Source organism: Pseudomonas sp. 32A (assembly GCF_052682255.1).
Window position 1 is genome coordinate 6,684,935 of sequence record NZ_JBQYLY010000001.1, and the last position, 14,976, is coordinate 6,699,910.

Annotated in this window: 17 protein-coding genes and 1 pseudogene; 8 read left to right on the forward strand and 10 right to left on the reverse strand. The window is 61.2% G+C overall.

From position 1 onward, the window contains the following. The first annotated feature begins 38 nt into the window (after positions 1–38). A complete protein-coding gene (locus ACUN0G_RS30620) occupies positions 39–962 on the forward strand; it encodes a sugar ABC transporter substrate-binding protein (RefSeq protein WP_008436286.1) in 924 nt (307 codons plus the stop codon). On the opposite strand, the pseudogene ACUN0G_RS30625 reads toward ACUN0G_RS30620, so the two are convergent. Together ACUN0G_RS30625 and ACUN0G_RS30630 are read right to left on the reverse strand one after the other, a co-directional pair. After that, a pseudogene (locus tag ACUN0G_RS30625) lies at positions 952–1,374 on the reverse strand (MAPEG family protein). The gene ACUN0G_RS30620 and the pseudogene ACUN0G_RS30625 overlap by 11 nt on opposite strands. Continuing rightward, positions 1,374–1,691 (reverse strand): DUF2834 domain-containing protein, encoded by a 318-nt coding sequence (locus ACUN0G_RS30630; RefSeq protein ID WP_421524833.1) that lies wholly within the window; start codon positions 1,689–1,691, stop codon positions 1,374–1,376. The pseudogene ACUN0G_RS30625 and the gene ACUN0G_RS30630 overlap by 1 nt, the downstream one beginning before the upstream one ends. A gap of 116 nt (positions 1,692–1,807) precedes the next feature. Here ACUN0G_RS30630 and ACUN0G_RS30635 point away from each other — a divergent pair, with 116 nt between their 5' ends. Next, positions 1,808–2,617 (forward strand): helix-turn-helix domain-containing protein, encoded by an 810-nt coding sequence (locus ACUN0G_RS30635; RefSeq protein ID WP_026077691.1) that lies wholly within the window; start codon positions 1,808–1,810, stop codon positions 2,615–2,617. 17 nt (positions 2,618–2,634) lie between these two features. Here the strand turns inward: ACUN0G_RS30635 and ACUN0G_RS30640 are convergent, their stop codons facing one another. Next, on the reverse strand, positions 2,635–3,051 hold the full coding sequence (locus ACUN0G_RS30640; RefSeq protein ID WP_003215097.1) for a hypothetical protein: 417 nt from the start codon (positions 3,049–3,051) through the stop codon (positions 2,635–2,637). A 287-nt stretch (positions 3,052–3,338) separates the two neighbouring features. Between ACUN0G_RS30640 and ACUN0G_RS30645 the strand changes: the two genes are divergently transcribed. Then, positions 3,339–3,704: a hypothetical protein gene (locus ACUN0G_RS30645; protein WP_445575206.1), complete on the forward strand. Its 366-nt coding sequence runs from the start codon at positions 3,339–3,341 to the stop codon at positions 3,702–3,704. Positions 3,705–3,710: 6 nt separating this feature from the next. On the opposite strand, the gene ACUN0G_RS30650 is transcribed toward ACUN0G_RS30645, so the two are convergent. Next, positions 3,711–4,445 (reverse strand): CPBP family glutamic-type intramembrane protease, encoded by a 735-nt coding sequence (locus ACUN0G_RS30650; protein ID WP_421524836.1) that lies wholly within the window; start codon positions 4,443–4,445, stop codon positions 3,711–3,713. A gap of 6 nt (positions 4,446–4,451) precedes the next feature. Continuing rightward, a complete protein-coding gene (locus tag ACUN0G_RS30655) occupies positions 4,452–4,922 on the reverse strand; it encodes a RidA family protein (protein WP_017475185.1) in 471 nt (156 codons plus the stop codon). A 256-nt stretch (positions 4,923–5,178) separates the two neighbouring features. Between ACUN0G_RS30655 and ACUN0G_RS30660 the strand changes: the two genes are divergently transcribed. Beyond that, positions 5,179–5,610: a nuclear transport factor 2 family protein gene (locus ACUN0G_RS30660; protein ID WP_445575207.1), complete on the forward strand. Its 432-nt coding sequence runs from the start codon at positions 5,179–5,181 to the stop codon at positions 5,608–5,610. 132 nt (positions 5,611–5,742) lie between these two features. Here the strand turns inward: ACUN0G_RS30660 and ACUN0G_RS30665 are convergent, their stop codons facing one another. Beyond that, positions 5,743–7,071, reverse strand: a complete 1,329-nt coding sequence (locus ACUN0G_RS30665; RefSeq protein ID WP_445575208.1) for an aminotransferase-like domain-containing protein — start codon at positions 7,069–7,071, stop codon at positions 5,743–5,745. A 90-nt stretch (positions 7,072–7,161) separates the two neighbouring features. Between ACUN0G_RS30665 and ACUN0G_RS30670 the strand changes: the two genes are divergently transcribed. Then, a complete protein-coding gene (locus ACUN0G_RS30670; protein WP_445575209.1) occupies positions 7,162–8,052 on the forward strand; it encodes a DMT family transporter in 891 nt (296 codons plus the stop codon). Here the strand turns inward: ACUN0G_RS30670 and ACUN0G_RS30675 are convergent. Then, positions 8,049–9,203 carry an MFS transporter gene (locus ACUN0G_RS30675; protein WP_445575210.1) on the reverse strand — a complete coding sequence of 385 codons (1,155 nt, stop codon included), beginning with the start codon at positions 9,201–9,203 and terminating at the stop codon, positions 8,049–8,051. The two genes, ACUN0G_RS30670 and ACUN0G_RS30675, sit on opposite strands and share 4 nt — an antisense overlap. A 42-nt stretch (positions 9,204–9,245) precedes the next feature. Then, on the reverse strand, positions 9,246–9,800 hold the full coding sequence (locus tag ACUN0G_RS30680) for a YceI family protein (RefSeq protein WP_445575211.1): 555 nt from the start codon (positions 9,798–9,800) through the stop codon (positions 9,246–9,248). A 118-nt stretch (positions 9,801–9,918) separates the two neighbouring features. Between ACUN0G_RS30680 and ACUN0G_RS30685 the strand changes: the two genes are divergently transcribed. Both ACUN0G_RS30685 and yghX read left to right on the forward strand, forming a co-directional pair. Beyond that, entirely contained in the window at positions 9,919–10,413 is a 495-nt protein-coding gene (locus tag ACUN0G_RS30685) for a PaaI family thioesterase (protein ID WP_445575212.1), read from the forward strand. Positions 10,414–10,457: 44 nt separating this feature from the next. Then, positions 10,458–11,345, forward strand: a complete 888-nt coding sequence (gene yghX / locus ACUN0G_RS30690; protein WP_445575213.1) for a YghX family hydrolase — start codon at positions 10,458–10,460, stop codon at positions 11,343–11,345. A 124-nt stretch (positions 11,346–11,469) separates the two neighbouring features. Here yghX and ACUN0G_RS30695 read toward each other — a convergent pair whose 3' ends face one another. Together ACUN0G_RS30695 and ACUN0G_RS30700 are read right to left on the reverse strand one after the other, a co-directional pair. After that, complete coding sequence (locus ACUN0G_RS30695; RefSeq protein WP_445575214.1) at positions 11,470–12,654, reverse strand: DUF2252 domain-containing protein; 1,185 nt, start codon at positions 12,652–12,654, stop codon at positions 11,470–11,472. A 139-nt stretch (positions 12,655–12,793) separates the two neighbouring features. Further along, complete coding sequence (locus ACUN0G_RS30700) at positions 12,794–13,675, reverse strand: LysR family transcriptional regulator (RefSeq protein ID WP_421524842.1); 882 nt, start codon at positions 13,673–13,675, stop codon at positions 12,794–12,796. Between the two features lie 132 nt (positions 13,676–13,807). Between ACUN0G_RS30700 and ampC the strand changes: the two genes are divergently transcribed. After that, positions 13,808–14,962, forward strand: a complete 1,155-nt coding sequence (gene ampC, locus ACUN0G_RS30705; protein WP_445575215.1) for a class C beta-lactamase — start codon at positions 13,808–13,810, stop codon at positions 14,960–14,962. The last annotated feature ends 14 nt before the right edge of the window (positions 14,963–14,976 follow it).

A 14,976-nucleotide genomic window follows, 5' to 3' on the forward strand; every position in this document is an offset into this window, starting at 1 on the left:
TCAACATCTTCCAAAACAACAAAAAACGGACTGAAACCATGAAAAAACAGCTGCTGACCTTGCTCCTGACCCTCATCGTTACCCCGCTCGCCCTCGCCGAGACACGCATCGGCGTCAGCATCGCCCAGGTGGACGATGTGTTCCTCGCCCAGATGCGTGACTACATGGCGGCCCACGCCAGGGACCTCACCGACGTGACCCTGCAATTCGAAGACGCCCAAGGCGATGTGGTGCGCCAACTGAACCAGGTGCAGAGCTTTTCTGCCCAAGGCATGGACGCGATTATCGTCAACGCGGTCGACACCGCCGCTACCCAGAAAATGACTGTGAATGCCCAGCAGGCGGGTATCCCGCTGGTGTACGTCAACCGTCGCCCGGACATCCCCGGCTTACCGGCCGGGGTGGGTTATGTCGGCTCGGACGAGATCAAAGCGGGCGAGATTCAGATGCGCTACCTCGCGGAAAAAATGAACGGCAAGGGCAACCTCGCAATCATGCTCGGCTTGCTCTCTAACAACGCCACCCACAACCGCACACAGGGCGTGAAAAACGTACTGAAGGATTACCCCAACATCCATATCGTCGAAGAACAAAGCGCCGACTGGCAGCGCAGCAAGGCCATGGACCTGATGAACAACTGGATCGTCTCGGGCAAGAAAATCGACGCCGTGGCGGCCAATGCCGATGAAATGGCTATCGGTGCCGCGATGGCGATTACCCAGGCCGGTATGCACCCTGGCAAGGACATCCTGGTGGGCGGCAGCGACGGCGGACCCGCCGGCCTGGATGCGATCAAAAAAGATCTATTGGTAGTCACGGCCTATCAGGACAACAAGGGCCAGGCCGTCGGCTCGATTGACCTGGCGCTGAAGATGATCAGGAAGCAGCCCTACACGGCGGAGCTGACCATTCCCTATCAACAGATCACCAAGGACAACTATCAGGCCTTTCTCACCCCTTGATTGTTATCAGCCCAGCGCCAAGCAGACCGGCCAGCCCCGACAAACAGAGCACTCCCACTCCATAAGCGAGGGTGCGCCAGGGCTGGCGGCCGCTCAGATACATCACCGTATGCATCACACGGGCAGCGGTGAACAGACAGAACTACCCCGCGGTAGCGGTGCCTGGCGTTTCCATCGCCAGGCACAGGCCACCCAAAATGAAGAACAACGGAATATTTTCCAGATCATTGGCCCAAGCCTTTTCGGCCCGGGAGACTTGCGGTAACTCCTGGGGATTCGCATCGCGATGGAAGAAAGCTGCATCCTCGTGGTTAGTGAATGCACGGAATCTGAGCCGAAAGAAACCCTGATAACAGGAGACCGCCAGCATCTTCAAAAACAGCACCAGCACGCACAGCGCATAAACCTCCATCACCGGCCCCCTGAAGGTTCGCGGAACCCGTTGACCACGATATACAGCAGCGGACCGATGGATACGAAAACCGCCGTTACCAGTAAGTAGGGCAACACCGACGCCAGGGATTTGCCCCTGGCCCGCGCATCCCGGTACATCCATACGCCCGCCAAGGCCGCCATCAGATACAAGTCAATCACCACCTGGGCAGTGTCCGGCCTCGATATCAATTCACGTCCGAACGCCATGAGCGATTGATCGGCGATCAGCATCGTGATCAATGTGTACAGGGCAAAAGCCAACAGCCCGGCCAGGGCAATCCAGGGTCTGCGCATGTTCTCCTCCTTGGAGACAACGGTTCGGGAAGCTGCACATTAGTGATAACGTCGTTCCCCTCTCAATGACCTAAAAGGTCATCGACACCACCGACCCGCACGGCCAGAGTCAACCCATGAGCAGCCAACCTTTCCCCCGCGCCAACCCCGACACCACCGCCGGCACGCAACTGCGCGTGCTGCGTCGGCACGCCAGATTGAGCCAGCTGGAACTGGCGCTGATCACCGGGGTTTCCCAACGCCACCTGAGCTGCATCGAGACCGGGCGCGCCAAGCCAAGCCCGGGCACCTTGCATAATTTGCTGATGGCGCTGGAGGTTCCGCTGGAGCAATGCAACAGCGTATTCCTTGCCGCCGGCTTCGCCCCGCGTTATGAGGCAACCCCGCTCTCCTCGCCCTCCATGGAGGCTATTCGCGAGGCAATCAGCCATGTGCTCCACGCGAACAATCCTGCACCGGCGATCGTGCTGGGCAGCCACTGGGAAGTGCTCGCCGCCAACGCCAGTACCCAGGTGCTGTTCGAGCTGGTGGGGATCAAACCGGAGGCGGCTGATGGGCTGAATTTGCTGGTCACCCTGCTACAGCCTGGCGGCCTGGGTGATCATTTGATCAACGCTGAAGAAATCCGCACCATCGCCTGGCAACGGGCGACGCGCGAGGCGTTGGGCAACCCCGAACTTGCCAGGCTTCTGGACAGCCTGCCGGCCCCGCAAAGTACCGAAGCCTTGGTCAATGAACCGCCGCCACTGGTGCTGACACGCGTCAACTCCCGTGAAGGTGAGCTGAACTTCATGTCGACCTTCACCACCTTCGGCATGCCTCAGGACATCACGGTAACGTCGTTGCGCATCGAGCATTTGATTCCGGCGGATGCGCAGACGTGGCAGGTGATGACCGCGGCGTATGAGCGGTCATTGGTGAGGTAGAAAGCCGCGGCGGGCCATTAGTTATTTGTCGTATTTTGCCCGCCATAGCTATTGGCGCGGCTCTTGGAGGAGGAGCCGTTGCTGTATTGGGTGTCTTGCCCGCCGTAGCTATTGGAGCGGCTCTTGGCTGAGGTGCCGTCGCTGTATTGAGTGTCTTGCCCACCATAGCTGTTGGAACGGGTCTTGGCCGAGGTGCCGTCGCCGTATTGGATATCCTGCCCGCCATAACTATTGGAGCGGCTCTTGGAGGAAGTACCATCGCTGTATTGGGTGTCTTGCCCACCGTAGCTATTGGCGCGACTCTTGGAAGAGGTGCCATTGTCGTATTCGCAATCGGACCCACCATAACTGTTCGCCCTGCACGTCTCGGCAACCGCTTGGTAAAGCGGCGCAGCCAACAAAACCGTGCCCAGCAAAACGACCTTAAGCTTCATGTTAATTCCTTGTAGAGGTGGCGATACGCTATTACAGACTGGAGATTCTGAACTTAGTTTCCAACGTTCTGAAATGCGCTCGCGCGAGCCGACGTGGCAACCCTTTGCCAGCCCCGGCAACTCCTGGCCTGCGCCCTGCCCCGGCAATACCACCCAGCCCGCGCCGCACAAGGCATGCAGCACATGGCCCGGGTTTTGCTCTGTTGCTGCTACCAATAAGGAGCGGCACCATGATAGGAAGCACGACAAGTCTGTTAGCGCTGGGACAGAAGGCTTTTACACAATCCATGGAAAACGGCACCCTGCGGGCCGGGAGGATTGAAGTCACCAACGCCACGCCCGAGATCAAGGCCAAGCTGGAAGCCAGCTATCAGGAGCAAGTGCGCTCGACCGCGCAAACCGTTGCCACCGCCAGGGCCAATCCCTCCTGGGCGACCTTCGATGATGAAAACAATGCCGTCGCACTGCCTGATGTCCAGTCACTCAGCAAAAGCGACGCCACCCATGTGGCCAATGGTCTTCAGTACCTGCTGGATATCGGGCGCCTGGACGGCAAGACTGTCACCGCGAAAAATGGCGACCAGTCGACCGATAACATCGCGGTCTACAAAGACTGGCTCCAGGCCCGAATCGGCGTTGATGTACAGGCCTGAGACGGTTCACACCATCGGCACGGCAATCAGCAAGATCGCCGTGCCATGGGTGGCCGTCGCCGCCACCACACCGTAGCGCATCCGCACCAGCCCGCAGGCCACGCCTTCAATCAGGGTAAAGGCCAACACTGGCCAGCCCAGTTGCGTCACGCTCAACGCCAGAAATGAATGGCACGCGGCGAACGCCAACCCGCTGAGCCACGCCGCACGCAGCGGCGTAACGTGCTGTTCGAGATAACCCTGCAAGAAGCCGCGAAACAACACCTCTTCCAGCGCATTGGCGCAGTAGGCAAGTATCAGCATGCCCATCAGCCAGGTCCAGTAAGCCGGGATCGTCGCCGGTTCGATGCCTTGATACAGTCGCAATGGCAAGCCAATCAAACAGCCGGCCACCAGCCCCACTGCCAAGCCTGCACCGCGATTACCCTTGAACAGCACCGTCAGTTGCCATAACTCCGGAGCCAGACGCGCGAGCAGTGCAATCAGCCCAAGGGACAAGCCGCCGAGCGCAGCCAGCACGAAGGGGTTGGCCGTAAACTGGATCTGCACCTCAGTGCTCAGCGACCACATGCCCAGCGGCGTCATCGCATCGCGCATCAGCACGAACGCCAACAGCAGAATAACGATGCGCACGCCCGGCATTGTTTTCGGGGTGAGGCCGAACCACAGGCCAAACAGGATCAGCCCTGGCAGCAGATAAATCCCATAGTGAATCAGGACTGTAAAAGCGTCGGCGATCACTCGGTGTCAGCCCTGCGCCACAGCGATCATGTCGACTTCCACGGCGGCACCCTTGGGCAGTTGCAGCACGCCCACCGAGGTGCGCGTGTGAGAACCGGCAGCCCCCAGGATCTCGTTCAACAGGTCCGACGCACCGTTGGCCACTTCGCTTTGCTGGTCAAAGTCATCCGCGCTGCGCACGTACACATTGATCTTGAGGATCGCCTTGACCTGATCCAGGGAGCCCAGTGCCTGCTTGAGCAAGCCCAGGCAACGCAATGCGCTGACGCCGGCGGCAATCTGTGCATCGGCCAGGCTGAGGCTTTCGCCGACCTTGCCGGGCAGCACGATCGTGTCGCCTACTCGCGGGATCTGGCCGCTGATGTAAACGTGATTGCCATCCCTGAGCAGCGGCGTGTAGTTGCCGCCGATCTTGAACTCGTTGAGTTGGTAACCCAGGCGCACCATGGCCGCCGCGTACTTTTGGTCCGGTGTCATGTTTGTTGTCCTCACTGGCTGTTGCGAATCCACACCATGAAGTCGCCGGCCACAGCATAGCCATGTGCCATTTCGACGGGAAGCGCCGAGCGTTATTTTACGAGTGATACGACGACTAAGACCGGCAAATAGCGCATATATATTGGCCGATTATAAATTTCACTTTCCTTGATACCACGAAATACGGCATGGTTGTACGACGACTTAAGCGCAGCTCCTGAGTCGTCCCAGTACCCACAACAACAAGGAAACACCCATGCAAAACGTCAAGGTTCTGATTGGTTTTCTGTGCCTGTTCAGCGGTTACGCGGCCGCCGCGCCTGCCGCAGCCGACAAGGATGTCGCCGTTGCGGTCGATCACCTGACCCAGGCCATGCTGCACAAGGACATCCGGCAACTGCAGGCCCTCACCGCGAACAACCTCACCTACGGCCATTCCAGCGGCAAGGTCCAGAACAAGCAGGAATTTATCGCCGACATTGAAACCGGCAGAAGCGGTTTCAAGACCCTGGAAATGCAGAAACAGACCATCACCCTCAATGGCGACACCGCCCTGGTGCGCAACCACTTTTCCGCGCAGGCGGTGAACAGCGGCGTCGAGGTGCCCACCGAAATTGAAAACTTCCAGGTCTGGCAGAAGCAGAAAGGCAAATGGCTGCTGATTGGGCGCCAGGCGTACAAATTCTGACAGCAGACCGACGCGTCCCCTGTGGCGAGGGAGCTTGCTCCCGCTGGGCTGCGTAGCGGCCCCAACATCTTGGGGAGCGCTGCGCACTCCAGCGGGAGCAAGCTCCCTCGCCACAGTAGTCTCAAGCGCGATCTAGTACGCCTCCACCGCCCAGCGCACTTTGACCAACGCCTCGCGCAGCACCTCCCGGTCCACCGACCCCAGCGCCACTCGCAAGGCATGGGGCACATGGGCCGAGACGGCAAACGGCTCGGCGGTGGACACCGAGATATTTTCCCGTGCCAACGCCATGGTGATCTGATCGGCGCGGGCATCTTCCGGCAACGGCAACCACAAGAAATACGAAGACGGATGGCGGATAACATTCAACCCCGCCAACACCTCATCGGCCACCGCCTGGCGCGCCTGGGCGTCCTTACGTTTTTGCGCTTCAAGCTGCAGCACCGTGCCGTCGTCGATCCACGCGGCAGCCACCGCAGTCATCACCCCCGGGGTGTTCCAGGTGGTGGCCATGACCGTACGTTCCAGCGCCGCCATCCACTGCTGCGCAGCGGCGACAAAACCCACCCGCAGGCCGGTGGCAACGCTCTTGGAAAGCCCCGACACATACACCGTGCGTTCCGGTGCCAGCTCGGCCAAAGGCGGCGGCGGGTCCTCGGCTAAAAACGCGTAGGCCGCGTCCTCGATCAGGATCAAATCATGCTGGCGGGCAATCGCCACCAGGTGCTCGCGCTGCTCCCTGCTCATCACCCAACCCAACGGGTTATGCAGGGTCGGCATGCTGTACACCGCGCGTACCGGACGCCGGGCGCAGAGTTGTTCAAGAAAGGCCAAGTCGGGCCCCGTCGCGGTCACCGGGATTGCGACGATTTCCAGGTGCAACGTCTCGGCCAGCACCTTGAACCCCGAATAGGTCAACGCATCCACCGCCACCACATCGCCGGGCTTGAGCAGCGACATCATGGTCACCGCCAGCCCATGCTGGGCGCCGCTGACGATCAATACCTGCTCGGCCTGCACCGTCAACCCACGGCTCGCCAAGTGGCGCGCCACCGCCGCCCGCTCGTGCAACCGGCCGGCGTGGGGCTGGTAGCGCAGCAGGGCCGACAGGTCGCCGGACAACGCCAACTGACGCAACGCCGTGCGCAGCAGGTCGGTCTGGCCCGGCAGCGACGGGTAGTTGAAGTTGAGGTCGATCATGCCCGCCGCCACCGCGATCTGGCCGATGCCCTGCCCCGGCGACAACGCGATTTCCCGCACAAAGGTGCCGCGCCCGGTTTCGCCGCTGACCAGGCCCATGGCTTCAAGCTCGGTGTACACCCGGCTGGCCGTGACCAATGCCAGGCCGTGGCTGGCGGCCAACTGGCGGTGGGTCGGCAAACGGGTGCCCGCCGCCAGGGTGCCGGAGCGGATATCCCGGGCGAAGGTGTCCACCAATGTCTTGTAGCGGGCGCGAGGCATAGCGATGTATCCATGACAATTTTTTGATTGTCTCAATGGTGAATCATAGGATGCGGGAGACGCAACTCATCCTTATCGAGCCCGACGCCCATGGAACGCACCACGCACCTCAACACCCAGGAACACAACCCCAGCGGCTGGATCAATGGCTTGATCGGCGTGGTGATCTTCAGCGGCTCGCTGCCCGCCACACGCCTGGCGGTGCTGGAATTTGATCCGGTGTTCCTGACCGTCGCCCGCGCCACCATCGCCGCCCTGCTTGGCCTGTGCCTGCTGTGGTTGTTCAAGGAAAAGCGCCCGGCCCGTAGCCAGTTGTTGTCCTTGGCGATTGTCGCACTGGGCGTGGTGATCGGCTTCCCGCTACTCACCGCCCTGGCCTTGCAGTACGTCACCAGCGCCCACTCCATCGTGTTTGTCGGCTTGCTGCCGCTGGCCACCGCCGTGTTCGGTGTATTGCATGGCGGCGAGCGGCCCAAGCCGGTGTTCTGGCTGTTTTCGATCCTGGGCAGCCTGCTGGTGGTGGGCTACGCCGTTGCCCAGGGCCTGAGCGCCGCGCCCGCCGGGGATTTGCTGATGCTGCTGGCGATACTGGTGTGCGGCCTGGGTTATGCCGAGGGCGCCAAGCTGTCGCGCACCCTGGGTGGCTGGCAGGTGATCTGCTGGGCGCTGGTGATCTCGCTGCCGATTGTGGCGCCTCTGACGGCGATTCTCACCCCTGCCTCGTTCGCGAACATCAGCCTGCCGGCCTGGCTGAGCCTGGCCTATGTGTCGCTGTTCAGCATGCTGATCGGGTTTGTGTTCTGGTACCGCGGGCTGGCCCAGGGCGGCATCGCCGCCGTCGGGCAATTGCAGTTGCTGCAACCGTTTTTCGGCCTGGCACTGGCCGCCACACTGCTGCATGAACAGGTGAGCCTGGGCATGCTGGTGGTGACGGTTGCGGTGATTGCGTGTGTGGCGGGGGCCAGGAAATTCGCCCGTTAAGGGGCTCTCCTGAGCATCGAGAGCGCGATAAACAGCCCGCCAGCCACCCCGACACTGATCATCAAGCCATGGGGGCTGACATAGGACACCGTCGCCCCCGTGGCAATCGGCCCGAGCACACTGCCCAGGGTGTAGAACAGCGCAATCGCAGTCATGGCGGTAGACACCTGATGCTCGGCCACCCGGTCCCCTGCCTCGATCACCGCCAGGGTGTTCATCCCGCCAATCGCGCCGCCCCATACAAAGACGATCAACGTCGACAGCCACGGTAGCCCTTGGCTGAATGGAATCGCCAGGGTGCCCAGCAGCACCACCAGACCACAGATCAGCTGACCGGTCTTGTAGGAGCTTTTGTCGGCCATCCAGCCAATAGGCAGTTGCAGCACGGTGCCGCCAATGCCGAAGACCGAAATCAACAACGTCGCCGCCGTCAGTACATAGCCCGCCGAGAGACTGTAGGCGCCGAGGAAGGACACCGATGAAGTCTCCGAGAACCCGGCGATAAACGCACCGCACAACGCCACCGGGATCACGCTGAACAGCTTCCCGTGGTGTTTCTCCACCGGCGTTTTTGGCCGCGAGTCATGCGCCTTCAAGCTCAGTGCCAGCCCGCCAGACAGCAGCACGATGGCGGCGCAAGCGTAATAGGGAATCCCACTGTCGACGCCGAACACCACCAGCAGCAATGGCCCGACGGCAATCCCCAGGCCCATCAGGGTTTCATGCACGCCAATGGCGCGGCCGCGCTCGCTGTCGGTGGCCACGGAGACGATCCAGGTATCACAGGCGATCCAGCGCAGAATCAACCCGATACCCAGCACAAAGTTCAGGGCGAACAGCAGCACCAGTGAATGGGTCAGCGTCATGCCGATCAACCCCAACACGGTCAGCACGACACTGAGAAGATTGGCCTTGACCAACCCCAGGTGCCCCAGCAACCGCGGGACGACCTTGTACAGCAGCAGGATCGCGACCCACGAGGCACTGACAATCACCCCGATTTTCGCCGGGTCCACGCCCTTCTGCTCCAGGGACAACGACAGCAACGGCGTGATGGTGCCGATTTGCACGATCTGGGACAGCACCGACAGGGTGTTGATGCGGGTCAGGGCCAGCCAGCGTTGCCTGTCGCTGTAAGCAATATCGTCCATGACGTTACCGACCGTTATTCAGAGCCTCCAGAATCTCAGCTCTCAGCGCTCGGGCGCAACCATCTTGAACTTGATGACAATCCCATTGGACACCACGCTGTCCGCCCACTCCCCCGCGCCGATCTTGAAGTCGTCGCGCTTGAGCACGAATTCACCGTCGAACACGCCAATGCCGCTCTGCTCCTTGAGCGCCACCTTGACCTCCACCGGCCGGGTCTGGCCCTTGAGGGTCAGGTTGCCGCTGAACAGGTAGCGGTTGCCGCCCAGGTCAGTGATGTGGGTCGAGGTGAAGGTGCCCACTGGATAAGTCGTCATGTCGAACCAGCCGGGCTTGGGCAGTTCGGTGTTGGCGTCGTCGCTGCCGGCATTGATGCTCGGCAGCTGGATGGTCAGTACGGTGCTGGCGGCGGCCGGGTTTTGCGTGTCGAAATTCAGGGTCGCCGAATAGCTGCCAAACGTGCCGTACACCTGCTGGCCCATCTGGTCATAGGTGAAGCTGAGGGTGCTGGCCGCCGGATTCACGTCGGTGTATTCCACGGCATACGCGTTGGACAAGGTGCCGAGGGTAAGGAGGGCCGCTAGCAATCGAGGTTTCATGGGATTCTCAACCGGGAATGAACACGCTGTGCACTGCTAACAGCGTAGGTGCTGGATTTATTCACGTGCCTGGCATTAGGCTCGTGCCTCGACGGAACTCAAACAACAAGGAGCCACGATGCCCGCGCTTTCCCTGCAAGACACCACCGCCCCCGAAGGCGTCTGTTATGGCTGCGGCAGCCGCAACCCCCACGGGCTGCACATCAAAAGCCGCTGGGACGCCGACGGCATCCACGTGATCGCCGAGCACCAGCCCGACGCCCGATACTGCGGCTGGCCAGACCTGGTCTATGGCGGCTTGATCGCGATGCTGGTGGACTGTCACTCGAACTGGACCGCCATGGCCTACCACTACCGGGCCGAGCAACGCGAACCCGGCAGCCTGCCGCGTATCGACTGCGTGACCGGCAACCTGGGAATCAAATTCATCAAACCGACACCGATGGGCGTACCGCTGACCTTGCGCGCAAAAGTCGAAGGTGACGTGGGGCGCAAAACCCGCGTGGTGTGCGAGGTGTACGCCGATGGCGTGCTGACGGCGATTGGCGATTCGGTCTTCGTGCGGGTCGACACCGGGCGGTTGGCCGCCGCTGCCCATGGCCGGGAAGCCTGATACTGGTCTACATTCAGTCCCACCGCTAATCGAGGACGCTACCGATGACTCGTCTGACCGCCAAAGATTTCGCCCCTGAACTGCTGGAGCTTTACGACGGCTACGCCCACGGCAAGATCAACCGCCGGGAGTTTCTCGACCGCGCGGCGCTGTTCACCTTTGGCGGGCTGACGGCCTCGGCCCTGCTCGCCGCCCTGAGCCCCAACTACGCCCTGGCTGAACAGGTGAAATTCACCGACCCGGAGATCGTCGCCGAGTACATCACCTACCCGTCGCCCAAGGGCAACGGCACGGTGCGCGGCTACCTGGTGCGCCCGGCCAAGGCCAGCGGCAAGGTGCCGGCGGTGGTGGTGGTGCATGAGAACCGTGGGTTGAACCCGTATATCGAAGACGTCGCCCGTCGGTTGGCCAAGGCCGGTTTTATTGCCCTGGCACCGGATGGCTTGACCTCCGTGGGCGGCTATCCCGGCAACGATGAGAAAGGTGTGGAGCTGCAACAGAAAGTCGATCCAGAGAAGCTGATGAACGACTTTTTCGCGGCCATCGAATGGTTGATGCACCACGATGCAAGCACCGGCAAGGTGGGGATCACCGGGTTCTGTTATGGCGGCGGCGTGACCAATGCGGCGGCGGTAGCGTATCCGGAGTTGGGTGCGGCAGTGTCGTTTTATGGGCGCCAGCCGGAAGCCAAGGACGTGCCACGGATCAAGGCGCCGATCATGTTGCATTACGGTGAGCTGGATACACGGATCAATGAGGGCTGGCCGGCGTATGAGAAGGCGTTGAAGGCTGCGGGCACGACGTATGAGGCGTTTATCTACAAGGGCGCCAATCATGGCTTTCACAACGATTCGACGCCGAGGTATGACGAAGCGGCAGCGAATCTGGCGTGGGAGCGGACCTTAGGTTGGTTCAAAAAATACCTGGCCTGATGCCAACCTCATTGTAGGAGCGAGCTTGCTCGCGAAGAACGTCAACGATAACGCAGCGCATCTGGTTTATCGCAGCGCTCTCGGGTTTTTCGCGAGCAAGCTCGCTCCTACAGTGGGATCGTCATCAGTGCTCCAACGCATACTGCCGGCAGTGGTTGAGGTACCCTTCCTCATGGTTCCCCACCAATTGCACCACACTGGTCCACAACCACGACGGCGCATCCAGCTGCTTCGACCGGTTCTCCTGCAACACCGCCATCCAGTCCTTGCGCGTATCCCGGCCCATCTGCCGTGCATGCGCCACGCCGACCACTCGCGCCAGGTACCCGGCCGCGTGCATCGCATCAATCTCGCTAAACTCGTCCAGTTCGAGCTTCATGTCCTGGGGCAGCAACTCGCGGATAAAAAAACCGTGATCCAGAAACCGCGTCGCCAGCATCCGCTCCCCCAACGCCGGTGACAGGTGCCTGGCGCCCTCCACCACTCGCCGACCATTGTCCCGGGGCATCTTCGCCCGTGCCGCGCGCGGTGCCGCAGCACCCACCGCTTGCTTGATATCGAGCAGGCAGTATTCCTGATCGTCCTGGTTCCCTACCCCCAACAACACCGCATACCGCAACAACCCAAGGGAGCTGCAACCCTTGACCCAGTAAGCGGAATCCAGCAGCTCGACCTGGTCATCGTTGGACCGGCCTTTAAGCGACGTCACCAGCCGGTGGATCTCATCCGAGGCGCACAACGTTTCAAGGGCCGACTTTTCCGCCCGCGACAACGACCAGAAATGCTTGCCCATCGGAATCGTCGGCCGGGTGTTTTCGATACGTTCGCGGGCCAGGTTCTTCCAGGTGCGTTCCACCGCACTGCGCATCCCGGCCTTGACCTGGGATGGACGCGGCGGTGCCTCGTCGGGCTTGTCCTTAAACGCCTGCGCGTAGCCCACCATCATCTCTTCAAGCATGCGGGCGGTGGTCACCCCCGGCAGGTCCGAACCCCGGGCAGCGGTGGCCAGGGATAGCGCCAGGCGCACCAGGTCATGGGTCGGGTTGCCGATCACCGCCTGGTCAAGGTCGCGGATATGCATGTCGATCCGGCCCTTGGTATCGCCCGTAGGCCCGAGGTTGCCGGCGTGGCAGTCACCGCAGATCCAGATCGCCGGCCCGTGGGGCAAGCGCCGGCCGCGCTGGCTGTGCAGCCACTCATAAAACTGAACCGTACTGCCCCGCACGTATGCATGGGCGGAGCGCGCCATCTTCAGGTTGCGCAGTTGCGTGAGGTGGGGCATTCGTGAAGAGGGACGCGGCGTTTTCATAGAGGTACTCGTCGTGGAGATACGGTAGAGGCCGGGCCGCGACAAATGTTTCAATTTGTTTCAGCAGTTTCTATCAGGTGGAGTTTTCCGAACTGTGGGTGGGTGCGCCCAACGGTAATCCCTGCACGACCTGTCCTGACTAACGCCGGCTGCTCGCCACTTCGCGCAACCAGGCCTTGAACGCCAGCATCGCCGGTGTCTCGGCTCGCGACTGCAAGCGCGTCAGCCAATAACTGCCGGTGGTGATGCCCACCTCGAACGGCTGGCGAATCACATCCGTCGCCAACTGCCGGCTGAACATCATCGCCGGTGCCAGGGCCACGCCCGCCCCTTGCAGCGCGGCTTCCATCATCGCCAGGGATGAATCAAACACAATGCTGCGCGGCACCAGCGTATCGGCTGGCAAGCCGGCGGCCTGGAACCATTGCGTCCACTCATCCGCGCGGTAGGAGCGCAGCAACGTGTGCTTCAACAGGTCCGCCGGCGTCTGCAATTGCCGGGCGAGTTGCGGCACGCACAACACCGTCAGCGGCGCCTCCAGCAATTGGCACGCCTCGGTGCCGTGCCACGCGCCGGCACCAAACCGAATCGCGTAATCCAGCCCTTCTGCAGCCACATCGACGCGGTTGTTGTTGGTGGACAGGCGCAAGTCGATAAACGGGTAGCGCGCCTGGAAGTCCGCAAGCCGCGGCAACAGCCAGCCCACCGCAAAGGTGCCCACCGCGCCCACCGTCAAGACTTCGCGGTAATGCCCAGCTTCAAACTGGCCTAAGGTTTGAGCAATCCGGTCGAAGGATTCGCGCAGTACCGGCAGCAAGGTCTCGCCTTCGCTGGTGAGCATCAGGCCTCGAGGCAGGCGTTTGAACAGCGTGACATTGAGTTGCGCCTCCAGGCTTTTCACCTGGTGACTGACCGCCGCCTGGGTGACGCACAATTCAATCGCCGCCCGGGTAAAACTCAAATGCCGCGCAGACGCTTCGAAAGCCCGCAGTGCGTTGAGAGGCAAATGGGAACGGAGCATGGTTTGACCCTAATTTTTCTAATGGCTGTTGCGAGATATCATCGTTTGCCGTCGGATCACAAACTGCCTAAATTTGCGGCGCCTGCGCAGGCAACGGTATTCACCCGATCACTTCATGGAAGTCACGTCATCATGTATTCATCCATTTTCCCAACCGTGCGCAACACCACGATATTCGCCCTATTGCTCGGCGCCGGCAACTGCATGGCCGCCACCGATATTCGCCAGGTGGTCGACAGTACCGTCGAACCCCTGATGCAGCAACAGGACATCGCGGGGCTGTCGGTCGCGGTGATACGGAACGGCAAGGCGCAATACTTTAACTACGGCGTTGCCAACAAGGAGAGCAAGCAGCCCGTCACCGAAAACACCCTGTTTGAAATCGGCTCGGTGAGCAAAACCTTCACCGCGACCCTCGCAGGCTATGCCCTGGCCAACGGCAAGCTGAAACTGTCAGACCCGGCCAGCCAATACCTGCCGGCATTGCGCGGCGACACGTTTGACCACATCAGCCTGCTCAACCTCGGTACCTACACCGCAGGCGGCCTGCCACTGCAATTCCCCGATGAGTCCGACACCACCGGCAAGATGATCAGCTACTACCAGCACTGGAAACCGGCTTTCGCACCCGGCACCCAGCGCCTCTACTCCAACCCGAGTATCGGCCTGTTCGGCCACCTGGCGGCGCAAAGCCTGGGCCAGCCGTTTAACCGCGTGATGGAGCAGACCGTGCTGCCGAAACTCGGCCTCAAGCACACCTTTATCAGCGTGCCCAAGGCGCAAATGAACCTGTACGCCCAGGGTTACGACAAGGCCGGCAAACCGGTGCGCGTCAGTCCTGGCGCCCTGGACGCCGAGGCTTACGGCATCAAGACCAGCACCTCGGACCTGATTCACTACGTTGAAGTGAACATGCACCCGGCGAAGCTGGAAAAGCCGCTGCAACAGGCGATTGCCGCGACCCACACCGGCTACTACACGGTGGATGGCATGACCCAGGGCCTCGGCTGGGAGATGTACCCCTACCCGATCAAACTGGATGTCCTGGTGGAAGGCAACTCGACACAAATGGCCATGGAGCCCCACAAGGTCAATTGGCTGACACCACCGCAGGCACCCCACGCCGACACGCTGGTGAACAAGACCGGCTCGACCGGTGGCTTTGGGGCGTACGTGGCTTATGTGCCGAGTAAAGACTTGGGGGTGGTGATCCTGGCGAACAAAAACTACCCGAATGCCGAACGGGTGAAAGTGGCCCATGCGATCCTGAGCGCGATGGACCAATAGCGTCTCCCCTGTAG